The sequence below is a fragment of the Bacillus cereus group sp. BfR-BA-01441 genome (genome assembly GCF_022663075.1).
Classification (GTDB): Bacteria; Bacillota; Bacilli; order Bacillales; family Bacillaceae_G; genus Bacillus_A; species Bacillus_A cereus.
In genome coordinates, this window is sequence record NZ_JAKUEU010000051.1 from 1 (window position 1) to 24,239 (window position 24,239).

Sequence of the window (24,239 nt, forward strand, 5' to 3'; positions counted from 1 at the left end):
CTCGGGAAAGCAGATAAAGAATAAAAAGAATAAAAAGAATAAAAAGCACCTTTTTAAGATGGAAGAGAGGCCCGAACCGTGGATAGAAGCGGTCAGGGCCTTTTTTATTCTCGCCTGGTGGAAAACCAGAGATATGAAGAGGATAAAGGAAAAGTAGTGAGGAGAACTCTCTAGTTTAGAAGGAAAGCAGATAAAGAATAAAAAGCATCTTTTTAAGATGGAAGAGAGGCCCGAACCGTGGATAGAAGCGGTCAGGGCCTTTTTTATTCTTGCCTGGTGGAAAACCAGAGATATGAAGAGGATAAAGGAAAAGTAGTGAGGAGAACTCTCTAGTTTAGAAGGAAAGCAGATAAAGAATAAAAAAGCATCTTTTTAGATGAAAGAGAGGATCGAACCGTAAATAGAAGCGGTTTGAGTCTTTTTATATTTGAGAGGTATGTTTCTGTTTCTTTTAATGAAAAATAACGTGAATAATGCTTAGCTTTCTGTTTTATGCGAAATATATTCTAGACAAAAATACATTTATGTTTTAAAATTAGTACCAAGTCATAATAATTGATATAAAACGGAGGGCTGCGATGTGAACGTGGGCATTTTAGGGATCGGAAGATATGTGCCAGAAAAAGTAGTCACAAATCACGATTTAGAGAAAATAATGGAAACATCCGATGAATGGATTCGTACGAGAACGGGAATTGCAGAAAGACGCATTGCCGATGATACAATAGATACTTCATATATGGCCGTAGAGGCTTCTAAAAAAGCACTTGAAGATGCAGGAATTAGCGGAGAGGATATCGATCTTATTTTAGTAGCAACAGTAACACCAGATCGTGCTTTTCCAGCAGTTGCTTGTGTAATTCAAGAAGCAATAGGAGCGAAACATGCAGCTGCAATGGATTTAAGTGCAGCATGTGCTGGTTTTATGTACGGAATGATTACAGCACAGCAATTTATTCAAACAGGAACGTATAAAAATGTATTAGTAGTTGGTAGTGATAAACTATCTAAAATTGTAGACTGGAACGATCGAAATACAGCAGTACTATTTGGAGACGGAGCCGGTGCTGTCGTAATGGGAGCCGTTTCAGAAGGTAAAGGCGTTCTATCTTTTGAATTAGGAGCAGACGGAAGTGGCGGCAAGCACCTTTATCAAGACGAGTATGTTATGATGAATGGCAGAGAAGTGTTTAAATTTGCCGTTCGTCAACTTGGTGATTCTTGTCTTCGCGTTTTAGATAAAGCTGGTCTTACGAAAGAAGATGTGGATTTCTTAGTACCGCATCAAGCAAACATTCGTATTATGGAATCTGCAAGAGAGAGGTTAAATTTACCACAAGAAAAAATGAGTATGACGATTGAGAAGTTCGGTAATACATCAGCTTCTTCAATTCCGATTGCAATGGTAGAGGAATTGCAAAACGGACGTATTCAAGACGGTGATTTAATTATACTTGTTGGTTTTGGCGGCGGATTAACATGGGGAGCAGTCGCTCTTCGTTGGGGTAAATAAGGACTGAGAGAAAAAAAGGAGTGTATTTTGTATGGAAAAAAAGAGGGTCGTAATTACAGGACTAGGAGCTGTTACACCGGTCGGAACAGATGTTGAAACAGCGTGGGAAAACATTAAAAAGGGTGTATCTGGAATCGGGCGACTTACAAGAATTGATCCAGAACTATTTCCAGCAAAAGTAGCAGCGGAAATTAACGACTTTGAAGTCGAGAAATATATTGATAAAAAAGAAGCGCGCCGTATGGATCGCTTTACACAATATGCAGTGGCAGCAGCGAAAATGGCAGTTGCAGATGCAAAACTTGAAATTACAGAAGAAAACGGACCTCGAATTGGTGTATGGATTGGATCTGGTATTGGCGGTATGGAAACATACGAAGAACAATTTAAGATTTTTACTGAGAAAGGCCCACGCCGCGTGAGCCCATTCTTCGTGCCGATGATGATTCCAGATATGGCAGCAGGTCAAGTATCAATCGCAACAGGAGCAAAAGGAATTAACACTTGTTCTGTAACGGCTTGTGCATCTGGTGCAAACTCAATTGGTGATGCATTTAAAGCAATTCAGCGTGGTGATGCTGATGCAATGATTACAGGCGGAGCAGAAGCGCCGCTAACAAGTATGGCATTCGCAGGATTTAGCTCAGCGAAAGCATTAACATTTAATGAAGACCCAGCAACGGCTTGCCGTCCATTTGATAAAAACCGTAGCGGTTTCGTAATGGGTGAAGGCTCAGGTATTCTAATTCTTGAAGAATTAGAGCACGCATTAGCACGCGGTGCTCACATTTACGCGGAAATTGCTGGTTATGGTGCAACTGGAGATGCATTCCATATTACAATGCCTGCTCCTGGTGGGGAAGGCGGAGTGCGTGCAATGCGTCAAGCTTTAGCTGATGCAGGCCTACAGCCAGAAGATATTGATTACATTAATGCGCACGGTACAAGTACTGATGCGAATGAAAAATATGAAACGATGGCAATTAAAGAAACTTTCGGTGAGCACGCGTATAAAGTAGCAATTAGCTCAACGAAATCAATGACAGGTCACTTATTAGGAGCAGCTGGTGCTGTTGAAGCGATTTTCTCTATTAAATCAATTACAGACGGAGTAATTCCTCCAACAATTAACTATGAGACACCAGATCCAGAATGTGACTTAGATTACGTACCAAATCAAGCGAGACACCAAGAAGTAAATGCAGTATTAAGTAACTCATTAGGATTTGGTGGTCATAACGCAGTGTTAGTATTTAAATCGTATAAATAATCGATGAAATAAGGAGTTTTTTCGCAATAGATTGCGAAAAAACTCCTTATTTATTTTTACGCCTTTTTCTCCTGTAGCATATACATAAGAAAAAGGAGGGATAAAGATGGGGATTGTTGAAACAGCTGAATGGCTACATTTATATTATGGACGGCCAGAAAAACTTTGTGAGAAATTTACGAAGTATATTCCGTTGCCAAAAGAAAGGTTGTATCGCTTTTTAATTTCAAAAGGGATGTATCGCCCGATCATGCGCGGAGAAAAGGAAATTAAAGAATTAGAGGAAAAGGAAATTTGGAAAGAATTGAGCCTGGAGTATGATAAACTGAAAAATTGGTTAAAAGGTCCAGATGTCCCTGTCTTTATTTTATTATCAGATTCCTATAATCGAACTGTACAAGAAGAGTATAACGGTAGGGCTGGATTATCTATGCGTCATGTTATTTTCTTATTCGTATGTGGGCGGAATTCGGTAGAAGAATTAAAAGTGTTATTGGCGCATGAATATCATCACATATGCAGGTTACATCAAATTGAGACGAAAGAAACAGAATATACATTACTTGATACGATGATTATGGAAGGGCTAGCGGAACAAGCAGTAACAGAAAGGTATACAGAAAAAAACAATGCACCGTGGACGGCGTATCTTTCACAAGAAGAGGCTGTTTATTATTGGAAAAATGTTGTACATGAAAGAATAAGTATAAAACGAGGAACAAGGGAACATGACATCTTATTAAATGGCTTTCACTCTTATCCGAAGATGCTTGGCTATGCGCTTGGATTTCATATTGTCAAAGATTGTGTAACTTTGGAAGGAGAAGATACACTTTCTTTATTATCTATAGATGCAAAAGAAATATTGAATAAAGCAAATACATTTCATATATAAAAAAACAGGAATTCTATTTCCTGTTTTTTTAGTATTAATAGAAGAAAAAATAATAATTAGAATATATTTCCTCAAGTGGAATAAAGTTAAGCAAAAATGAACATAATGATTGGTACAAACAGTAGTGAAGTGAGGGGTAGTGAATGTTATATCTACATGATGTATGGGTAAATTGGTTTGAAGGTGAAGAAAATGGGTATAACGTTTGTCATTTTTACGAATGGCGGAAAGATGATACGATTGAGCTATTAGATCAAGTGCCATTATTAAAAGTAGATGCCACATTATATCATTACATCGAGAACGAATTGTTAGAGCTTCCGCAAAAAATGCTGGAAGACGTACATCATAAGGCTTATATTCGTAAAAATCATGAACGTTTGCAGCAAGAGTATTGCTTTGTTGTTACAGATGGAAAAGGAATTATTGCGATTGACACAATTGGTTATAATGTACCAATTCGCAAAAGTAGACTTATACCACGCCAAGAGCAGATGGTATATGAGATGGTAGAAAACGTACAAGCAGAAAAGTATGAGTTCCAAGTAGAAGAAACAGAAAAAGAACATCATATTTTATCACCATCGCCTTTCATTATGAATGGCTTGACTCGTAAAGAAAGACAGCTAAAACAATTATTATTTATGGCGTTAGATCAATTACATACAACGAAAAACACAGCAGAAATTCGCTATTGGTTCACAGAGTGGGATCCATCAGCATATGGAATGGTTCAACATATGGAATTTGAAGATATTTGGGCTAAGCTGTATGATGAAGCGAAAACAGGCTGGTCTGATAAGCACGAACAATTATGCGAGCGTCTCGTAAAAGGACAGCCATTTTTTGAAAAGTTATGGGAAATGGAAAATGAGCAAAAGGTAAATTAAAAAACCGCCAATTGGCGGTTTTTTAATTTTGTAGTAATCTAGTTCCAGCGGCAAGAATGTTCGGTGGCTTCGCGCCTTCCTGCGAGGCAAAAAGCGCCTCTACGTCAGGAGCTCCATCCCCCTCACATTCTAAACGAGCTGCCTCCGCTTTTTGTAGAAATCCAGCTCCGGCAGCAAGCTCTTCGTGTCTAAGAACCTTTCGCATAAGAAGACAAAAAGCGTCTTCTATGCGAAAGAACCTTAGCCAGTCAGAGCTGAACGAGCTGCCTCCGCTTTATATGTAATCTAGCTCCGGCTCCTAACCCTTCGCGTCTAAGAACCTTCCCCACAAGAAGGTAAAAAGCACCTTCTGTGGGAAAGAACCTTAGCCGTCAGGGCTAAGCAGTCGCCTCCGCTTTATATGTTACCTACGTTTTCTGCTTAGTCCCATTGCGTTTTCTACTTTACGTAGTTGTTTGAATGCAACGCGGTTTGCTTTTTCTGCACCTTTGTCTAGGATTTCGTCTAGTTCTGGTGAGTTGATTAGTTCGTTATATTTGTCTTGGATTGGACGAATTGCTTCTACGACTACTTGCGCTAGGTCGCCTTTGAAGTCGCCGTATCCTTTTCCTTCGTACATTGCTTCGATTTCTTCAACTGTTTTTCCAGAGAATGAAGAGTAGATTGTTAATAAATTAGAGATACCAGGTTTGTTTTCCTTATCAAATTTCACAATACCTTCAGAGTCAGTTACAGCACTCTTAATTTTCTTTTCAATTGTTTTTGGCTCATCAAGCATACTAATCATTGATTTTGGATTCGGATCAGATTTACTCATTTTTTTCGTAGGCTCTGTTAATGACATAACGCGAGCTCCTACTTTTGGAATGCGAATTTCAGGCATTGTGAAGATTTCGCGGTAACGTTTGTTGAAACGCTCTGCTAAGTCACGTGTTAATTCGATATGTTGCTTTTGGTCATCACCAACCGGCACGATTTCAGTGTTGTAAAGTAAAATATCAGCAGCCATTAATGGTGGATACGTAAGTAATCCAGCTGGAACTGAATCTCTACCAGAAGCTTTATCTTTATATTGCGTCATACGTTCTAATTCTCCAACGTAAGCAACAGATTGCATGATCCATCCTAGTTGAGCGTGTGCTGGTACTTCTGATTGTACAAATAAAGTAGCTTTTTCAGGATCGATGCCGCATGCTACATAAAGTGCAGCAAGACTGCGGATGTTTTTACGAAGCCCGACGGGATCTTGAGGTACTGTAATCGCATGTTGGTTTACAATACAGAAATAACAGTCGTGTTCATTTTGAAGCTCTGTAAACTGCTTCATTGCTCCTAAATAGTTTCCAAGTGTAATCGTTCCACTTGGTTGAATACCAGAAAAGATAACTGACATAAGTAATTCCTCCTAAAATAGAATGCGTGATGTGGGGAAGAGAAGGCAAACAAAAAAGCCCATTCATCCCAAAAAACTATAGGGACGAATGGACCGTGGTACCACCCTAATTATTTCACTACTGTGAAATCTCTCTAATCCATAATAACGTTTGGATATAACGCCAAAGCCTACTACTTTCGGTTCGGTTTGGTGCTCAAAAGCCCATTCCATACTGTACAATTACTTGTTCACACCAACCACAAGCTCTCTGAAATTGCCTCAATATGTACTCTTCTTTATCATCGCATACATATAAATTTATTTATTGTTACTTGAGCTCTTTTAATATGAAAGAACTAAAGTTTTATAACAAAATGTTTTGCTGATTATTATATCATATGGGATAGTGTTTGCAAACTACATCAAAATAGTAAAGCTAATGAGGGTCGAGAACAACCCAAGGAAGATACCTGTAATACAAATTGGATATGTCCATTTGAATGAATATGTTTTATAAATACGTTCTTTCTTATCTGTAGGTTCCTCGACTTCTTCAATTAAAGAGTCAATCTTTTTGTTCGTACCAAATACTCTTTGGAATGCGTAAATGGTTACATTGAAAAAACCATTTTGAAATATGTATAAAAAACCGCCGATCAGAATAAAAAACAGTGCAATATAAAACAAAATGTTGACAAAGTTCAACAAAAATTGAGATGAAATGAGGAATGCACCAATACTAGAAGCAATCATCGCTATAAAAATTAGTATACAAGTATGAAAAAAAACTTTATTCAAAATATTCCCCTCCGTCAAAATATTACTAGAATTATTATACTATAAAAGCTATAATAAGTACTAGGATTAATTTTTTGAAAATTATACGCAATTAAAGGTCTGATTTTAAGATGATGGTAGCAATGTTAATGTATCCCTTTACGAAAAATTAAAAATATAAATATTTTATTAAAAATTTTAACAAAAAAACAAAAAACTATATTCACAATTGTTATATTATATGTATAATGAAAATTGTAGAAACTTGGAGATTATTCTTTCAATTCTACTTTTTAACAAGTGAGGGTACAGGAAGTGCAATTAGGGGAGGCAACACAACATGAAGAAAAAGATACCGTTATTACTTGCATCAACTTTAACTGCAAGTATGTTGCTTAGCGCGTGTAGCTACCAAAAAGATGACGCAAAAGCAAAAGGGAAAGAGAACGCTACGAGTAGTAGTAACGGAAAACAGATTCTTAATTTAACAGAGTTATCTGAAATTCCGTCAATGGATGCATCATTGGCATCTGATTCTTCATCTTCTACAGCATTAAATAATACGATGGAAGGTTTATATCGTATTGGCAAAGATCAAAAGAGAATGCCTGGAGTTGCAGAAGATGTCGAAAAGCTAGATGATGGGAAGAAATACATATTTAAATTAAGAAAAGATGCGAAATGGTCGAATGGGGAACCTGTAACAGCTAAAGATTTTGTGTATTCATGGAAAAGAGCAGTAAATCCAGATACAAAAGCAACGTATTCGTACATTATGTTCGATATTAAAAATGCAGAGAAAATTCATAAAAAAGAATTACCTGCTGACCAATTAGGTGTAAAAGCGATTGATGATTATACATTAGAAGTAGAATTAGACAATCCCGTTCCTTACTTTATCGATTTAACAGTTTATCCAGTATTTTACCCACTAAATGAAAACTTTGTAAAAGCACAAGGGGATAAATTTGGTTTAGAGGCAAATACAACATTATATAACGGTCCATTCGTTATGAGTGATTGGAAACATGAACAAAGTTTCCAATTCAAGAAGAATCCTTCATATTGGGATAATAAAACGGTTAAAATCGAAGAAATCAACTTTAATATTGTAAAAAATACAGCAACTGATGTAAATTTATATGAGACAAACGCGATTGACCGAGCGGCTTTAACGTCTGAATTTGTTGATAAGTTTAGAAAAAGCCCAGAGTTCCAAACAAGAAAAGAAGCAGGGGTTGCTTACTTAAGATTTAATCAAAGTAATCAGTACTTAAGTAATAAAAACTTAAGAAAAGCAATTTCAATGTCCTTTGACCGTGATAACATTGCAAAAGTTATTTTAAATAACGGTGCAATTGGAGCTTACGGATTTGTTGGAAAAGATTTCGCTGAAGGTCCGAATAAAAAAGATTTCCGAGCTGAAAATGGAAAGCTAGTTGAAACAAATCCAAAAGAAGCGAAAAAGCTTTGGGAAACAGCGAAGAAAGAGCTTGGAACTGATAAAATCGAACTAGAATTCTTAAACTTTGATAATGAAGATGCTAAAAAAGTTGGGGAATTCTTAAAAGGTGAGATGGAAAAGAACTTACCAGGTTTATCAATTAAAATTAAACAGCAACCATTCGCACAAAAAAATAAATTAGAAGATTCTCAGCAATATGATATTGCGTTTGGTATTTGGGGACCAGATTTCCCAGATCCAATCTCATATTTAGATATGTTTGTTACGAATGGTTCTCAAAATAAAACAGGGTATTCTAATCAGAAATATGATGAGTTAATCCTAAAAGCTAAAACAGATACAAAAGATTTACAAGCTCGCTGGGACAACCTTCTAGAAGTAGAGAAGATGTTAATTAAAGAGGATGCAGTTATCACTCCAATCTTCCAAAAAGGTTCAGCGTATGTAGTAAAAGGTGCCGTAAAAGATATTATCCCAATTAACTATGGTGGTAAATTAACTTACAAATGGGCATCTGTTGAACAAAAATAATCTTTTTTTCCATCGTTTACAAGGGTATATGCCTATGATGGGCATATGCTCTTATTTTAAAAAAATAAAAGTAAGAATATTTTAAACTATCTTATTGCTTTTGAGAAAAACGGGGAGGTGCTTGATATGGGACGTTATGTATTAAAACGTTTCGTGTACATGGCTTTGACATTATTTTTAATTACTACACTGACTTTCTTTTTGATGAAATTACTTCCGGGTTCTCCGCTTAAAAACCAGGAGAAGCTATCACCGGCACAAAAAGAAATCATTCTTGAAAAATACGGATTGAATGATCCGGTACCAGTTCAATACGCACGTTACTTAGGTAACCTAGCAAAAGGTGATTTAGGGGTATCATTCCAATATGATAACCGCCCAGTAACAGACATGATTGTGGATCGTATTGGACCATCAGCCCAATTAGGTTTACAAGCGATTATATTAGGAACATTTATCGGTTTAATTTTAGGTATTGTTGCCGCACTTCGTAATAATACGTGGGTAGATTATAGTGCAACAGTTATTTCGGTACTCGGAATGTCGGTACCATCATTCGTATTCGCCGCATTACTGCAATATTTCGTAGGGGTAAAACTTGGCTGGTTCCCAGTAGCATTCTGGAAAGGACCAGAGTTTACTGTAATGCCTACAATTGCATTATCGATGGGAGTTATCGCAACAATCGCACGTTTCTCTCGTGCAGAATTAATTGAAGTTATGCAAGCCGATTACATTTTAACAGCGAAAGCGAAAGGAATTAGCCAAGGCGTTATTATTGTCAAACATGCACTTCGTAACGCTTTAATTCCAGTTGTAACAATTTTAGGACCAATGGTTGCGGCATTAATTACAGGAACACTTGTTATCGAGCAAATTTATGCTGTACCAGGACTTGGGGAACAATTCGTTAAATCGATTACTTTAAATGACTATACAGTTATTATGGGAACTACGATTTTCTATAGTGCAATCTTCATTTTAGTTATTTTCATTGTCGATATTTTATACGGAATTATTGATCCTCGTATTCGTTTAGCGGGAGGGAAAAAATGATGAAAGATGTACAAAAATTATCTCCAGATTTATTTCAACAAGCCAATCAAAATAATGTTGATAATGAAGTCATTGCCCGTCCAAGTCTAACGTTTTGGCAAGATGTAAGAAGACGTTTATTCCAACATAAAGGTGCGATGCTTGGCCTTGTATTATTAGTTATCATTGCACTATTAGCGATTTTTGGACCGATGGTAAGTAAACACTCGTATAAAGAGCAAGATTTAGGTCGAGCGAAATTACCACCAAAAATTCCAGTTATTGAAAATGTTCATTGGTTACCATTTGACGGTACAGATCAATATGGTGTTGACCAATATGAAAAACGTGATATTAAAGAGTACTTCTGGTTTGGTACAGATGATCTTGGCCGTGACTTATGGACAAGAACATGGGAAGGTACACGCGTATCATTATATATCGCTCTTTTAGCAGCAGCAATTGACTTAGTAATTGGGGTTGCATACGGAGGTATTTCAGCATTCTACGGCGGTAGAGTAGATAACATTATGCAACGTATTATGGAGATTATTAACGGTATTCCATACTTAATCATCGTTATTTTAATGGTAATCATTATGGGATCTGGTATTTGGTCAATTACACTCGCGATGGCGATTACAGGTTGGATAGGGATGTCGCGTATTGTTCGTGGACAAATCTTAAAGTTAAAAAACCAAGAATATGTATTAGCATCTCGTACATTAGGTGCAACAAATACACAATTAATTGTGAAACATTTAATTCCAAACGTAATGGGACCTATTATCGTAATGACAATGTTTACAATTCCATCAGCGGTGTTTGGTGAAGCGTTCTTAAGTTTCATCGGTTTAGGAATTCAGCCGCCATTTGCGTCACTAGGTTCTCTTGTAAATGATGGTTATAAATCTATTCAAACGTATCCGCATATGATGTTCATCCCTGCGGTTGTCATCAGTATATTAATTTTAGCGTTTAACTTAATGGCAGACGGATTACGCGACGCGTTAGATCCAAAAATGCGTAAGTAAAAGAGGGGAGAGGCAAAGATGAAAACATTGTTAGAGGTAAAAGATTTACAAGTCTCCTTTGATACACATGCAGGTGAAGTACAAGCTGTACGCGGCGTTACTTTTGATTTGAAAAAAGGAGAAACATTGGCGATTGTAGGAGAATCTGGTTCAGGGAAATCAGTTACTTCTAAAGCGTTAATGGGATTAATTCCGAATCCTCCTGGACGCATTAAAAATGGTGAAATCGTATTTGAAGGTCGTGACTTAACGAAATTAACAGAAAAAGAAATGCAGCAAGTACGCGGTAAAGATATCGCGATGATTTTCCAAGATCCAATGACATCATTAAACCCAACGATGACAATTGGAAATCAAATTATGGAAGGTCTAATTAAACACCAAGGGATGAGTAAAGCAGATGCACGTAAAGTTGCTTTAGAATTAATTGACCTTGTAGGTATTCCAAATCCAGAAGCTCGTTTAAAACAATATCCTCACCAATTCTCAGGTGGTATGAGACAGCGTGTAGTTATTGCGATGGCGTTAGCTTGTAACCCGAAATTATTAATTGCCGATGAGCCGACAACAGCGCTAGACGTTACGATTCAGGCGCAAATTTTAGAACTTATGAAAGACATTCAGCAAAAAACAGAAGCAGCAATCATTTTCATTACGCATGACTTAGGTGTAGTAGCAAACGTTGCGGACCGAGTGGCAGTTATGTACGCTGGTAAAGTTGTTGAAATTGGAACTGTAGATGAAATTTTCTACAATCCGAAACATCCATATACTTGGGGTTTAATCGCATCTATGCCAAGTTTAGATGGTTCAGAAGAAGAGCTATATGCAATCCCTGGAACGCCTCCAGATTTATTGAAGCCGCCAAAGGGAGATGCTTTTGCACCACGTAACCCACAGGCACTGAAAATTGATTTTGAAATGGACCCACCTTTATTTAAAGTAAGTGATACGCACTATGCGGCAACTTGGTTACTTCACGAGCAAGCTCCAGAAGTAAAACCGCCAGCAGTCGTTGAAAAACGCATTCTTCAAATGAAAGCAGGTGAACAACATGACTAAACAACGTGAGAAATTAATTGAAGTAAAAAATGTAAAGCAGCACTTCGACGTGAGTGGTGGTGTTGTCAAAGCGGTTAATGATATTTCATTTGATATTTACCGCGGAGAAACATTTGGTCTTGTAGGAGAATCAGGTTGTGGTAAATCGACAACTGGAAGAACGATTATTCGTTTATATGATGCAACTGCTGGTGAAGTATTGTTCGATGGTGAAAACGTACATGGTAAGAAATCACGCGCAGAACTGAAGAAATTCAACCGTAAAATGCAAATGATTTTCCAAGATCCATACGCATCATTAAATCCTCGTATGACAGTAGGGGATATTATCGCAGAAGGTATTGATATTCACGGATTAGCGAAAAGTAAAAAAGAGCGCATGGACCGTGTTCATGAACTATTAAACACAGTTGGTTTAAATAAAGAGCACGCAAACCGTTTCCCACACGAATTCTCAGGTGGACAACGTCAGCGTATCGGTATCGCTCGAGCGCTTGCTGTAGACCCAGAATTTATCATTGCCGATGAGCCGATCTCAGCACTTGACGTATCGATTCAGGCGCAAGTTGTAAACTTACTGAAAAAGTTACAAAAAGAAAAAGGTTTAACATACTTATTCATCGCCCATGATTTATCAATGGTAAAATACATTAGTGATCGTATTGGTGTAATGTACCGTGGCCAAATCGTTGAGTTAACAACAAGTGATGAATTATATGCGAATCCAATTCATCCATATACGAAATCACTATTATCAGCGATTCCACTTCCAGATCCAGATTATGAGCGCAATCGTAAACGTATCGTATATGATCCATCACAGCATAATTATGGTAGTGAAGCACCAACAATGCGTGAAATTCGCCCGGGACATTTCGTACTATGTTCGGAAGCGGAGTACAAGAAATATAAAGAGATTTATCAATAAGAAAAAGAGCCATTCTTCTGTTATGGAAGGATGGCTCTTTTTCTACTATATAAAAGAATTGTATACATTTGTCGGTCAGTCGATATATTTAAAGAATCGCCGATATAAATCTCATGTATCATTAGTGATATCCATATGCAAAATTACTGAACTTGAACAGAAACATTCTCCTCTTGTTCTTCAGGTTTAACAAGTGCATAACGCTCCCACGCTCTACTTTTCCAGCGGAAGAACATAATAATGGCACGTGTCCATTCGTCGATGGCGATTGCTAGCCAAATACCAACGAGCCCCATATCTAAATGAAAGGCGAAAAAGTAACCTAGTGGTAAACTCATTAACACCATAGAGAATGCACCGATTAAAACAGGATATTTTGCATCACCAGCTGCACGAAGCGAATTAATGATGACGATATTCATCGTACGTCCCGTTTCAAGTAGTACACTTAGTAAAAGAACACTTGCGCCTAACCCGATAATGTACGGATTATCTGTAAACAGTCCCATTAATTGTGTACGGAATGTAATAACGAGAGCGACCATACATAAAGTTACACCAATCGCCCATTTTACACTTTTCCACAAGCGTTCGTATGCTTCATCTTTTTCGCCACCACCAACGAGGCGGCCAATAATAATGGCTGTTCCCATACCAATTGCAATAGCGAATAAATAAGTGAACATAGAAATGTTCGTAGCGTATTGTCTAGCCGCTAACGATTCCGTTCCTAAATATGTTGCATAGTATAAGAAGACAATTTGACAAGCTTGATACATAACTTGCTCAAAAGCAGATGGAATCCCGATTTTTAAAATTTTCCCGATATATTCTTTTGATAAGGTGAAATAATATTGTAATTTTACACGATATTCCATAACGCGGTATAGTAACCAGAAGAAAACAATAAGCGCTATAAGTCGGCTGACAGCAGAAGAAATGGCAGCCCCTTGTACACCGAGCTCAGGGAAACCAAATTTCCCGAAAATGAGTACATAGTTTCCAGCGATATGAATCATATTCATTCCGAGTGAAATAAACATCGCTTGCTTTGTGAAACCGTGTACACGGATAATTGCGGCTAATGAGTTAATAATAGCTTGTAGGAAGATGGCTCCTCCGACGATAGATAAGTAGTTTTGCGCATACGTTAGTACATCGCCTTGTAAGTTCATTGCGAGCATCATATGTTTCGAAAATAAAAGAAAACCAACGCTTATAACGAGCCCAACTATTAAATTTAATGTGACGGCTAATGCTGATATTTTAGATGCTTCCATAAAGCGTTTGGAACCGAGGTATTGAGATACGACGATAGCTGCGCCGTTCCCGATGACTTCTAGTACCAAAATAGCGATATGGAGGTATTGATTCGCTGCACCAACCCCAGATACAGCATCGTCTGATAATGCACTTAACATGAAAGTATCAGCGATCCCCATTAACATAAAAAGAAAAACTTCTAGAAAAATAGGCCATGTTAATAAGAATAAACTTAATTTCTCAGTAGGCCCGTTTTTTGCCTGAATTGCTGCCATGTCCGTCCCCTCTTTACCGATATCTATTTTTAGCAAAATGTATCGTAACATACTTTCTTAACCTTTGCACTCATTTTAGCCTACATATTTTTATTATGAAGAGAGTGCTATTTTATGATAAAAACAAAAGGATAATTATACATGAAGTATTATGAGATATAAAATTCATTTTTCTCTGATAATTTAGAAAAGTATAAAAAATATTGTTTTTAACACTTTAGTAAGAATAATCAGCAATATGAAACGTTTACAAAGATTTATTTTTTAACAGGAAATTTTAATGAAATAGAAATATAAATATACAAAAAATATATTTGTGTGTATAATATGAATTATTAGAACATATATATATTTCTTTCTGTTTGAAAATGAAAGGGCTAACATTTTTATGGAGGGTGGAAGTATGAAAAAAAAGATGCCAGTTTTTGTAGTATCAACAGTAGCAATGAGCATGATGTTAGGGGCATGTAGCTACCAAAAAGATGAACCGCAAGCGAACGCAAAAGGGGATAGCGGGAAAAGCGGTGCGAAGCAAGTTATTAACTTAATTGAAACGCAAGAAATTCCAACGATGGATCCAGCGTTATCAGCTGATGCAGTTTCTTCAAGAGTAATGGGTAATACGATGGAAGGCTTATACAGTTTAGGAAAAGATGATAAGCTAGTTCCTGGTGTAGCGAAGGAATTCCAAAAATCAGAAGATGGTAAAAAATATACATTTAAATTACGTGAAGACGCAAAATGGTCAAATGGTGATCCTGTGACGGCAAAAGATTTCGTATACGCATGGCAAAGAGCGATTAACCCAGATACAGCTGCGAAATCAGCGTACATTATGTATGATATAAAAAATGCAGAGAAAATTAATAAAAAAGAGATGAGTCCGGATCAATTAGGGGTAAAGGCGATTGATGATTATACATTAGAAGTGGAATTAGATAATTCAATTCCATACCTTGTAGATTTAATGGTATATCCAATCTTCTATCCTGTGAATGAAAAGTTTGTGAAAGAGCAAGGTACGAAGTTTGGTTTGGAAGCGAATACAACGCTTTATAACGGACCATTTACATTAAGTGATTGGCAACATGAACGTAGCTTTAAAATGACAAAGAGCGCGTCATATTGGGACAATAAAGAAGTGAAGATTGAAGAAGTAAACTTTAATATTGTAAAAGATACATCTACGCCAATTAACTTATATGAAACAAATGCAATTGATCGAGCGTCGTTATTAGCGGAGTTTATTGATAAATATAAAGGAAAACCAGATTTCCAAACAGTAGAAGATACATCTGTATTCTTCCTTCGTTTAAATCAAAAAGATCCAGCTTTAGCAAATAAAAATATTCGTAAAGCAATTTCACTTGCTTTTGACCGTAAGCCATTCGTGGATACATTATTAAATAACGGTTCTAAGCCAGCAACAGGATTAATTCCTGATAACTTCATTAAAGGACCAGATAAAAAAGATTTCCGTGCTGTAAACGGGGATATTGTAAAACCAAACGTGAAAGAAGCGAAGAAATATTGGGAAGCTGGTCAAAAAGAACTTGGTAAAAATGAAATCGAATTAGAATTATTAAATGAAGATGTAGAGTTATCAAAGAAAACTGGTGAATATTTAAAAGGTGAATTAGAAAAGAATTTACCAGGTTTAACAGTAAAAATTAAACAACAACCATTCGCACAAAAACTAAAATTAGAAGATGCGGGCGATTATGTCATGTCATTCTCTGGATGGAGTGCGGACTTCCCAGATCCAATTACATATCTTGATATGTTTGTAACAGATGGGTCACAAAATAAGATGAAGTACTCTAATCCAAAATACGATGAAATCATTATGAAGGCGAAAAAAGATGGAAGCGATGTAAATGCTCGTTGGAAGAACTTATTAGAAGCAGAAAAAATGTTACTTGATGATGCTGCGATCGTTCCAGTATATCAACGTGGTAGAGCATATTTACAAAGAGATTCAATTAAAAATATGTATAACCATAAATATGGCGGCGATTTAAGCTTTAAATGGGCGTCAGTAGAGAAGTAAGAAAAAAAGCAGGTGATCGCCTGCTTTTTTTTAATACGTTCGTTTCTTATAAATGCCTTTTCCGCCAACTTGGTTCCAGCCAGATTGTACATCCAAACTTTTGTTAACAAACTTCATTTTTTCTTTTCCACCAAAGAGCTTTTCGCCGATGCTATTTGTAATGACACCAATCAATGCTGTTATTCCGATGATGAGGGCAGCAACCGTAATAAAATCAATAAAAAAAGCAATCATTTGAAAACTCCCCCTTTGCCTGTCTGTATGTTTATTGTATGAGATAAAAAATGAAAAAGAAAGAAATGTCAGAAAAATATTTAATTTACTTTAGAAATCGTGTAGACAGGAGGGAGGATATTTGTTAAAATGAGAACAAACGTTCCTTTTTATTCTCATTTGTATAGTCTTACATTTCTTAATTGATTTATCAAGAAAAAGTAAGAAAACGTTCTCTTTTTCATAGGGAAGATTATAGATAAATAACTATATATTATATGAAAAATCTATGAGAAGTGAGTAGTAAAAGGATTGAAAGTTATTGTTAAAGTACAGCTGAAGTGAGCGTAATCATGTTACATAGCAGTGAAATGCACGGAAGAGTTTTCTCAACTAGCAGGAAATTTACTGTATATTTCTTGCAAAATCTATTGTATAATGATTATAGAAGTTACTTATTAAAAGTAATTGTTGTTTATTATAAGTTGTTGCTTACATGAAATGCGATTTTTGTACTTTTCAATAAGACAAGTTATCGCGAAAAATTGCTGAAGTTAGAAATTAAAACTGTATTTAGTACAGAATTTGTACTCTTTAAGGAGAGTGAGCTTTGTATGGTAACATTATATAGTTCTCCAAGCTGTACGTCTTGTAGAAAGGCGAAATTATGGCTAGAGGAAAATCATATTCCCTATACAGAACGTAATATTTTCTCAGATCCATTAACGATTGAGGAAATTAAAGAGATTTTACGTATGACAGAAAGCGGAACGGATGAGATTATTTCTACTCGTTCGAAAGTTTTCCAAGAATTGAATGTAAACTTAGAGTCTTTACCACTTCAAGATTTATATAAGATGATTCGTGACTATCCAGGGATTTTACGTCGTCCAATTATGATTGACGAGAAACGCCTTCAAGTTGGTTACAACGAAGACGAAATTCGTCGTTTCTTACCACGTACAGTAAGAACGTTCCAATTACGTGAAGCACAACGTCTTGTAAATTAATTATAATAATATGAAAACCTTCTACCTATTATATAGTAGAAGGTTTTTTTTAATGTTTCACATTGCGTAATCGAACTTGTTGTACGATAAAGCCGATGCATAAAATAGTGAAAATGAACAAATAAGGAATGCTTGTAGTGAAACTTGGATTGTTATGAAAAAAGGTTGCAAGTCTGTCTTCATGTGTAACCATTTTTCCTGCAGTATAGGCAAGAATCGCTGCACCGCAATAAATGAGGAATGGAAATCGTTCCATAAGTATTAAAATAAGTTTGCTGCCCCAAATAATAATCGGGATAGAAATGAGTAAGCCGATTATGACGAGTAAAAATCTCCCGTGAGCTGCACCTGCAATGGCAATAACATTATCAAACCCCATAACGAGATCCGCGAAAACAATTGTCCGCACAGCTTGAAATAAAGTTGTTTTTCCTTGAATAGAAGAAAGATCGTTGCTATTATCGGTTAATAAATTGACTGCAATTAATGTAAGTAAAACCCCGCCAATCAATTGTAGAAATGGAATGTCGAGTAAATAGACAGCTAGTATAGTAAGGATGATTCTTAGTACAATCGCTAAAAGAGTACCGATCAAAATAGCCTTATTTCGTTTCGATTCAGGTAAATTTCGGCTAGCTAGTGCGATGACGATTGCATTGTCACCACCTAATACAACATCGATACCGACAATCATTAGTACGGATGTTAAAAACTCTAAGTCCATTCGTCTGCCTCCATTTATGATGTTTTAATAAGCGAACTATATGTATGTGATGAAGAAAGTTGTTGTTAAATAATCTCTTCTAATAGAAGTTTCACTTTATTACAGTGTACGGGGGAATGTGGAAATGTATGTCCAAATTTTTTGTAAGTAAGAAATCGCTATAATAATATATTTATGTAGTTTATCGAGTAAAGATAGGCATATAACTATTTTTGTAAAATAAATCGATTTTATTTCCATTCTGGAGAATCTTATCATAAAATGAGAGTACAAGAATCTATTGATTTGTCATATGAGTGGGGAATCCCTTCATAACAATTCTAAGCAGGAAGGGAGAGTTGTATTTTGGATATTGAAAGAATTAATGATCATACGATGAAATTTTTTATTACGTACATTGATATAGAGGATAGAGGATTTAATCGTGAAGAAATTTGGTATGATCGCGAACGAAGTGAAGAGCTCTTTTGGGAGATGATGGACGAAGCTCGTGATCATGACGATTTCTTTATTGATGGACCGTTATGGATTCAAGTGCAAGCAGTCGATAAAGGGATTGAAGTACTTGTCACGAAAGCAGAGCTTTCAAAGGACGGACAAAAGCTGGAACTACCGATAGGGGTAGACAAAATTATAGATATTCCTCTAGATGAAGGCATCGAATCATTATTCCAACAAGAATTAGTCGAAGAGGTAGAAGAACAAACAGGAACAAACTTTAATGAAGATGGTACGTTTGGCTTTTTAATTAAATTTAATGATTTTGAAGATGTCATTTCATTAAGTCATCGTCTTATCTTTGAAGATATAAAAGATGAGCTGTATTCATTTGAGGACCGCTATTATGTATATGTGGAATTCGATGAAGTGCTACATGATGAAGAAGAAATCGATCGTATTTTAAGTATTATTTTAGAATATGGAGAAGAATCAACTTTAACAATTCATCGTGTAAGTGAGTATGGAAAACAAATTGTGAAAGAGCATGCGCTTGAAACGATTCGCAATAATTTTCCTGCTAAAACGTAGGCCGATTTCTGTAGTATGAAATCGGCTTTTTATATGAAGAATAGGAAAGCTTTCTTAGTTAGGAGGTAAGAGATGAAAAATACGTTAAAGCTGATTTTCTTTATACTGCTATTGTTCGCATTATTTGTTTCGTTACGTATGTTTATTGATGTAGCATTTTATTCAGATGTGATTGGGATAAAAGATGTTTCGATTTTAGGTATTATTAGTATTTTATTTACAGTATCTGCGTTTTTAATTGGTTGCGTTATTTTCTTAGAAAATCGACATCCATCTAAAACACTTACATGGTTAATTGTTTTAGGAATTTTTCCGGTATTTGGTTTCTTTGCTTATTTATTATTCGGACAAAATTTTCGAAGAAAAAGAATGTTCCAAAAGAAGGCGTTACTTGATGAACAGGCGTTTTTACAATATAAAGGGCATGAAGATTACGAAGAACGAATTTTACGCAATCATAAGCATCAAGAACTGTTATTTCGTTTAGCGGATCGATTAGGAGCTTTAAATATTTCATTTCAAACTGAAACGAGGACATTAACAAATGGAGATGAAACGTTTCGGGCTATTTTAAATGGGTTAAAACGAGCGAAACATCACATTCATATGGAATATTACATTGTGCGTGATGATAAATTAGGAACAGAAATTAAAGATATTTTAATACAAAAATCGAAAGAAGGCGTTGTTGTTCGCTTTTTATATGATGCGGTTGGAAGTTTTAAGTTATCGAAATCGTATATTGAAGAATTAAACGATGCAGGTGTAGAAATGATTCCATTCTTTCCTGTGCGCTTTCCGATTTTAAACGATAAGATTAATTATCGAAATCATAGGAAAATTGTTGTGATTGATGGGAACGAAGGATTTGTAGGCGGATTAAATATCGGTGATGAGTATTTAGGGAAAAATAAATATTTTGGCTTTTGGCGAGATACGCATTTGTATTTACGTGGTGAAGCGGTTCAAAGTTTACAACTTATTTTCCTTCAAGACTGGTTTTATATGACTGGAGAGGCTGTGCTAGCCCCTGAATATTTACAAGCAAAAGCAGTTGAGGGTGATCATTGGGGAGGAGTGCAGCTAGTTGCAGGTGGCCCCGATAATAAGTGGGAAACGATTAAGCATTTATATTTCGCAATGATCGCTTCTGCTCGGAAATCTATTTGGATTGCAACGCCGTATTTTATTCCGGATGATGATATTTTATCCGCATTAAAGGTTGCTGCACTTGCTGGTATTGATGTTCGTTTATTAATGCCGAGTAAACCGGATAAGCGTACTGTCTTTTACGCATCGAGATCGTACTTCCCAGAGCTTTTAGATGCAGGAGTAAAGATATATGAATACGAAAAAGGTTTTCTTCATAGTAAAATTGTCATCGTTGATTCTGATTTAGCTTCAATTGGGACAGCTAATATGGATATGAGAAGTTTTCATTTGAATTTTGAAGTAAATGCCTTTTTATATGATACAGATAGCATTCGAAAACTTGTTCAAGACTTTAAAGATGATTTAGAAGAATCAAGTGAAATTCATGGTGATCATTTTCATAAAAGACGTCTTCATAGACGAATTGTTGAATCAACGTACCGATTATTATCACCTTTATTATAAAAAGAGATGTCCGAAATTGGGACATCTCTTTTTTAAAAGGAATTTGTAACAAATTGTAGAATATAAGGAGCTGAAAGGGTGTGATTACGATATTTATCGCTAAAAGAGAAAACGGTGAAAAAATTCATTTACTCTATAATTGTAATGAAGAGCTTTTGCGCCGTATGCGTCAACAAGAACGATTCTTTTGTGTAGCTTGCGGAAAGGAAGTGCAAATGAAATTAGGGAAACAAAAAAGTTGGCATTTTGCTCATAAAAAAGTGGATTCATGTCTTGCCTTTTATGAAGCGGAATCAAAGTATCATATGCATGGTAAAGAATTGTTATATAGATGGTTCAAACGTCAAAACTTTCAGGTGGATATAGAGTACTACCTCCCAGAAATTAAGCAACGACCAGATGTTTTTGTAGAGAGGGCGGGTAGAAAAATTGCAATTGAATACCAATGTGCAAACCTCGCTATAGAGCAGCTGTACAAAAGAACATATTCGTATTGGCAAGCTGGTATACAGGTCATTTGGATCGTTGGTGGAAATCAATTGAAAAAGCAATCTGCATATTGGATGAAATTTTCCTCACTTATGGCTTTCTCCTTACAATCTTATCCTCAGCCACTTCTTATTTTCTTCTGTCCGAAACAAAAATCATTTATGAAATGTGCATTTGTCACTCCCTTTTCTACAAATGTTTTTTTCTCACATACTATATATTTACCAACTGATGCGACTACTTTTGAAATGCTTTTTTCTCCTGTTCCTTTCGGGAAAGAAAGATTGGGTGAAGAGTGGAAGAAGAGAAAGAAAAACTTTCGCCAAAATGCCTTACCGATTTGGAATTATAATTATAAGTCATTATTACGCCTCTTATATCAATTTAAATGTACCCCAGCGAGCTTTCCTTCTGAAATTGGTGTTCCACTCCCTTCTGCATTTGCTTTTCAAACAAACCCATTTATATGGCAAGCTTTTCTATATATGAAGTGTATAGGGGAGCTTGCAGTGGGAGAGTGTATTTCTCTTCAATACGTGTGTAGTTATGTAAAAAGGTATACGAAAAGGCGGATACTTCCGTACTTTTCGCAGCACATATGGAAAATGGCAGTTACTGAATATATGACATTTTTATGCTATATAGGTGTTTTACGTAAAGTGGGAACTTATACGTACCGAAAAATAAGGGATGCCGTGATGTTAAAAACAGAGGAGGAAATTATGAAACATGATGAGATTTGCTTAATACATGCGCTATCTTTATTTGAGGCAAATTTTAACATGAGAGGAGGAAAAGCGGATATAATAAAGAATGATTGTGAAGGAATTACATAAGAAAAAACGAATTGTACTTAAGTAGAGATATTTAAAGGAGGGCTTAAAGAATGTCTGAACAAAACAAAGCGAAAGCATTACCAGATCGCAACGAGATTGAAGAAGCAAGTACGTGGCGATTAGAAGATATTTTCCAAACGGATGCAGAATGGGAAAAAGAATTCCAAGCTATTAAAGAGCTATTACCGAAGTTAACTGAATTTAAAGGGAAACTTGGTGACTCTGCGGACAATTTACTTGAGGCATTGCAATATGAAGATGAAATATCAATGCGATTAGGTAAGTTATATACATATGCTCATATGCGTTACGATCAAGATACAACAAACTCTGTATATCAAGCATTAAATGATCGTGCAACAAATTTATATTCACAAGTATCTAGTAGCACAGCGTATATTGTGCCTGAAATTTTATCGATTTCAGAAGATACACTGCAAACATTCTTGAAGGAAAATAGAGATTTAAGTGTATATGAACATGCATTAGAAGAAATTACACGTCAACGCCCGCACGTATTATCAGAAGCTGAGGAAGCTTTATTAGCGGAAGCATCTGAAGTAATGAGTTCATCAAGCAATACATTCGGTATGTTGAATAACGCGGATTTAAAATTCCCATCTATTAAAGGGGAAGACGGAGAAGAAATAGAAATTACACATGGCCGTTACATTCAGTTTTTAGAAAGTGATGATCCTCGTGTTCGCAAAGATGCATTTAAAGCTGTATATGAAACGTACGGAAAATTTAAAAACACATTCGCAAGTACGTTAAGCGGAGCAGTAAAACGTAATAATTTCAATGCGCGTGTTCGTAAATATGATTCTGCTCGCCAAGCTGCACTGAGCAATAATAATATTCCGGAAGCAGTATACGATCAACTCGTTGAAACAGTAAATGACAACTTACATTTATTACACCGTTACATCGATATTCGTAAGCGTGCACTAGGACTTGATGAGCTTCATATGTATGATTTATATACACCACTTGTACCAGAAGTGAAAATGAATGTGAAATACGAAGAAGCGCAAGACCTTTTATTAAAATCTTTAAACGTACTTGGTGATGAATATGTTGATATTTTGAAAGAGGCATATGAAAATCGCTGGGTAGATGTGTATGAGAATAAAGGAAAACGAAGCGGGGCATATTCATCTGGTGCATATGGAACAAATCCGTATATTTTAATGAACTGGCATGATAATGTAAATAATTTATTTACACTTGCTCATGAGTTTGGTCATTCGGTGCATAGTTACTATACAAGAAAAACACAACCGCACGTATATGGTGATTATTCCATCTTCGTAGCAGAAGTGGCATCTACTTGTAATGAAGCGCTTCTAAATGATTATTTATTAAAAACGACAGAAGATAAGAAAGAGCGTCTATATTTATTAAATCATTATTTAGAAGGGTTCCGTGGTACTGTATTCCGTCAAACGATGTTTGCAGAGTTTGAACATATTATTCATAAGAAAGTACAAGAAGGACATGCTGTTACGCCAGACATGTTAACGGAAATTTACTATGATTTAAATAAGAAATATTTCGGTGACGCTTTAGTAATCGACGAAGAGATTGGTTTAGAATGGTCTCGTATCCCACACTTCTACTACAACTATTACGTATATCAATACGCAACAGGATTTAGTGCAGCGACAGCTCTATCTAAACAGATTTTAGAAGAAGGACAACCAGCAGTAGAACGTTATATTAATGAGTTCTTAAAAGCAGGAAGCTCTGATTATCCAATTGAAGTGCTGAAAAAAGCAGGAGTAGATATGGCATCTCCTGAACCAGTAAAAGAGGCGCTACAAGTATTTGAAGAGAAATTAAATGAATTAGAAGCATTATTATTTGAAGAAAAGTAATGAAAAAAGACGAGGGATTGTATCCTCGTCTTTTTGTTGAATAGATTCAATGTCGATATTTGTCGAAAAGAAAGGTGAATT

The 24,239-nt window shown here is 36.0% G+C and carries 21 protein-coding genes and 1 other annotated feature; of the genes, 15 read left to right on the plus strand and 6 right to left on the minus strand.

The genetic code is table 11. The features are described from left to right. The first annotated feature begins 580 nt into the window (after positions 1–580). The 4 genes from fabH to MR107_RS19595 all read left to right on the plus strand — a co-directional run bounded on the left by fabH (position 581) and on the right by MR107_RS19595 (position 4,568). Positions 581–1,513 (plus strand): beta-ketoacyl-ACP synthase III, encoded by a 933-nt coding sequence (fabH, locus tag MR107_RS19580; RefSeq protein ID WP_001100547.1) that lies wholly within the window; start codon positions 581–583, stop codon positions 1,511–1,513. Positions 1,514–1,544: 31 nt separating this feature from the next. After that, positions 1,545–2,783 (plus strand): beta-ketoacyl-ACP synthase II, encoded by a 1,239-nt coding sequence (fabF, locus tag MR107_RS19585; protein ID WP_000412656.1) that lies wholly within the window; start codon positions 1,545–1,547, stop codon positions 2,781–2,783. Between the two features lie 106 nt (positions 2,784–2,889). Continuing rightward, on the plus strand, positions 2,890–3,678 hold the full coding sequence (locus MR107_RS19590) for a DUF2268 domain-containing putative Zn-dependent protease (protein WP_000513279.1): 789 nt from the start codon (positions 2,890–2,892) through the stop codon (positions 3,676–3,678). Positions 3,679–3,821: 143 nt separating this feature from the next. Beyond that, on the plus strand, positions 3,822–4,568 hold the full coding sequence (locus MR107_RS19595; protein ID WP_000966127.1) for a YjbA family protein: 747 nt from the start codon (positions 3,822–3,824) through the stop codon (positions 4,566–4,568). Positions 4,569–4,590: 22 nt separating this feature from the next. Here the strand turns inward: MR107_RS19595 and MR107_RS19600 are convergent, their stop codons facing one another. The 3 genes from MR107_RS19600 to MR107_RS19610 all read right to left on the minus strand — a co-directional run bounded on the left by MR107_RS19600 (position 4,591) and on the right by MR107_RS19610 (position 6,741). Continuing rightward, entirely contained in the window at positions 4,591–4,773 is a 183-nt protein-coding gene (locus tag MR107_RS19600; RefSeq protein ID WP_173602435.1) for a hypothetical protein, read from the minus strand. A gap of 198 nt (positions 4,774–4,971) precedes the next feature. Beyond that, a complete protein-coding gene (gene trpS, locus MR107_RS19605; RefSeq protein WP_000110982.1) occupies positions 4,972–5,961 on the minus strand; it encodes a tryptophan--tRNA ligase in 990 nt (329 codons plus the stop codon). Positions 5,962–6,038: 77 nt separating this feature from the next. After that, positions 6,039–6,255 (minus strand) — a binding site (T-box leader). A 105-nt stretch (positions 6,256–6,360) separates the two neighbouring features. Continuing rightward, entirely contained in the window at positions 6,361–6,741 is a 381-nt protein-coding gene (locus MR107_RS19610) for a DUF3899 domain-containing protein (protein ID WP_001044997.1), read from the minus strand. Positions 6,742–7,060: 319 nt separating this feature from the next. Here MR107_RS19610 and MR107_RS19615 point away from each other — a divergent pair, with 319 nt between their 5' ends. The 5 genes from MR107_RS19615 to MR107_RS19635 all read left to right on the plus strand — a co-directional run bounded on the left by MR107_RS19615 (position 7,061) and on the right by MR107_RS19635 (position 12,775). Beyond that, complete coding sequence (locus tag MR107_RS19615) at positions 7,061–8,716, plus strand: peptide ABC transporter substrate-binding protein (protein WP_000727217.1); 1,656 nt, start codon at positions 7,061–7,063, stop codon at positions 8,714–8,716. Positions 8,717–8,842: 126 nt separating this feature from the next. Continuing rightward, on the plus strand, positions 8,843–9,772 hold the full coding sequence (opp3b, locus tag MR107_RS19620) for an oligopeptide ABC transporter permease (RefSeq protein ID WP_000534167.1): 930 nt from the start codon (positions 8,843–8,845) through the stop codon (positions 9,770–9,772). Beyond that, the gene (gene opp3C, locus MR107_RS19625) at positions 9,769–10,785 is read left to right on the plus strand and encodes an oligopeptide ABC transporter permease (protein ID WP_000974106.1); all 1,017 of its coding nucleotides are present in this window, start codon (positions 9,769–9,771) and stop codon (positions 10,783–10,785) included. The genes opp3b and opp3C overlap by 4 nt, the downstream gene beginning before the upstream one ends. 18 nt (positions 10,786–10,803) lie before the next feature. Continuing rightward, positions 10,804–11,847 carry an ABC transporter ATP-binding protein gene (locus MR107_RS19630; RefSeq protein WP_000854346.1) on the plus strand — a complete coding sequence of 348 codons (1,044 nt, stop codon included), beginning with the start codon at positions 10,804–10,806 and terminating at the stop codon, positions 11,845–11,847. Continuing rightward, the gene (locus MR107_RS19635; protein ID WP_000166348.1) at positions 11,840–12,775 is read left to right on the plus strand and encodes an ABC transporter ATP-binding protein; all 936 of its coding nucleotides are present in this window, start codon (positions 11,840–11,842) and stop codon (positions 12,773–12,775) included. Before MR107_RS19630 ends, MR107_RS19635 begins: the two co-directional genes overlap by 8 nt. 143 nt (positions 12,776–12,918) lie before the next feature. On the opposite strand, the gene MR107_RS19640 is transcribed toward MR107_RS19635, so the two are convergent. Then, positions 12,919–14,364 carry an MATE family efflux transporter gene (locus tag MR107_RS19640; RefSeq protein WP_242292621.1) on the minus strand — a complete coding sequence of 482 codons (1,446 nt, stop codon included), beginning with the start codon at positions 14,362–14,364 and terminating at the stop codon, positions 12,919–12,921. Positions 14,365–14,716: 352 nt separating this feature from the next. On the opposite strand from MR107_RS19640, the gene MR107_RS19645 reads away from it, so the two are divergent. After that, a complete protein-coding gene (locus MR107_RS19645; protein WP_242292622.1) occupies positions 14,717–16,363 on the plus strand; it encodes a peptide ABC transporter substrate-binding protein in 1,647 nt (548 codons plus the stop codon). Positions 16,364–16,393: 30 nt separating this feature from the next. Here MR107_RS19645 and MR107_RS19650 read toward each other — a convergent pair whose 3' ends face one another. Then, complete coding sequence (locus tag MR107_RS19650) at positions 16,394–16,597, minus strand: hypothetical protein (protein ID WP_000559971.1); 204 nt, start codon at positions 16,595–16,597, stop codon at positions 16,394–16,396. Between the two features lie 593 nt (positions 16,598–17,190). Between MR107_RS19650 and spx the strand changes: the two genes are divergently transcribed. After that, complete coding sequence (gene spx / locus MR107_RS19655; RefSeq protein WP_000258267.1) at positions 17,191–17,586, plus strand: transcriptional regulator Spx; 396 nt, start codon at positions 17,191–17,193, stop codon at positions 17,584–17,586. A 49-nt stretch (positions 17,587–17,635) separates the two neighbouring features. Here spx and MR107_RS19660 read toward each other — a convergent pair whose 3' ends face one another. Then, the gene (locus tag MR107_RS19660) at positions 17,636–18,310 is read right to left on the minus strand and encodes a TerC family protein (protein ID WP_000362607.1); all 675 of its coding nucleotides are present in this window, start codon (positions 18,308–18,310) and stop codon (positions 17,636–17,638) included. Between the two features lie 345 nt (positions 18,311–18,655). On the opposite strand from MR107_RS19660, the gene mecA reads away from it, so the two are divergent. From mecA to pepF, 4 genes are all read left to right on the plus strand, one after another. Continuing rightward, positions 18,656–19,339, plus strand: coding sequence for an adaptor protein MecA (gene mecA / locus MR107_RS19665; RefSeq protein WP_000350713.1), 684 nt, complete (start codon positions 18,656–18,658; stop codon positions 19,337–19,339). Positions 19,340–19,411: 72 nt separating this feature from the next. Then, entirely contained in the window at positions 19,412–20,956 is a 1,545-nt protein-coding gene (locus MR107_RS19670; protein WP_000799194.1) for a cardiolipin synthase, read from the plus strand. 80 nt (positions 20,957–21,036) lie between these two features. Next, positions 21,037–22,281, plus strand: coding sequence for a competence protein CoiA (locus MR107_RS19675; protein ID WP_000628315.1), 1,245 nt, complete (start codon positions 21,037–21,039; stop codon positions 22,279–22,281). A gap of 50 nt (positions 22,282–22,331) precedes the next feature. Then, positions 22,332–24,158, plus strand: a complete 1,827-nt coding sequence (gene pepF / locus MR107_RS19680) for an oligoendopeptidase F (RefSeq protein WP_000003348.1) — start codon at positions 22,332–22,334, stop codon at positions 24,156–24,158. Positions 24,159–24,239 lie beyond the last annotated feature (81 nt).

Bases quoted from the DNA above. Each gene is read 5' to 3' on its own strand.
- fabF (WP_000412656.1), top strand. From the start codon at position 1,545: ATGGAAAAAAAGAGGGTCGTAATTACAGGACTAGGAGCTGTTACACCG.
- MR107_RS19590 (WP_000513279.1), top strand. From the start codon at position 2,890: ATGGGGATTGTTGAAACAGCTGAATGGCTACATTTATATTATGGACGG.
- MR107_RS19595 (WP_000966127.1), top strand. From the start codon at position 3,822: ATGTTATATCTACATGATGTATGGGTAAATTGGTTTGAAGGTGAAGAA.
- MR107_RS19600 (WP_173602435.1), bottom strand. From the start codon at position 4,773: ATGCGAAAGGTTCTTAGACACGAAGAGCTTGCTGCCGGAGCTGGATTT.
- trpS (WP_000110982.1), bottom strand. From the start codon at position 5,961: ATGTCAGTTATCTTTTCTGGTATTCAACCAAGTGGAACGATTACACTT.
- MR107_RS19615 (WP_000727217.1), top strand. From the start codon at position 7,061: ATGAAGAAAAAGATACCGTTATTACTTGCATCAACTTTAACTGCAAGT.
- opp3b (WP_000534167.1), top strand. From the start codon at position 8,843: ATGGGACGTTATGTATTAAAACGTTTCGTGTACATGGCTTTGACATTA.
- opp3C (WP_000974106.1), top strand. From the start codon at position 9,769: ATGATGAAAGATGTACAAAAATTATCTCCAGATTTATTTCAACAAGCC.
- MR107_RS19630 (WP_000854346.1), top strand. From the start codon at position 10,804: ATGAAAACATTGTTAGAGGTAAAAGATTTACAAGTCTCCTTTGATACA.
- MR107_RS19635 (WP_000166348.1), top strand. From the start codon at position 11,840: ATGACTAAACAACGTGAGAAATTAATTGAAGTAAAAAATGTAAAGCAG.
- MR107_RS19640 (WP_242292621.1), bottom strand. From the start codon at position 14,364: ATGTTACGATACATTTTGCTAAAAATAGATATCGGTAAAGAGGGGACG.
- MR107_RS19645 (WP_242292622.1), top strand. From the start codon at position 14,717: ATGAAAAAAAAGATGCCAGTTTTTGTAGTATCAACAGTAGCAATGAGC.
- MR107_RS19650 (WP_000559971.1), bottom strand. From the start codon at position 16,597: ATGATTGCTTTTTTTATTGATTTTATTACGGTTGCTGCCCTCATCATC.
- spx (WP_000258267.1), top strand. From the start codon at position 17,191: ATGGTAACATTATATAGTTCTCCAAGCTGTACGTCTTGTAGAAAGGCG.
- MR107_RS19660 (WP_000362607.1), bottom strand. From the start codon at position 18,310: ATGGACTTAGAGTTTTTAACATCCGTACTAATGATTGTCGGTATCGAT.
- MR107_RS19670 (WP_000799194.1), top strand. From the start codon at position 19,412: ATGAAAAATACGTTAAAGCTGATTTTCTTTATACTGCTATTGTTCGCA.
- pepF (WP_000003348.1), top strand. From the start codon at position 22,332: ATGTCTGAACAAAACAAAGCGAAAGCATTACCAGATCGCAACGAGATT.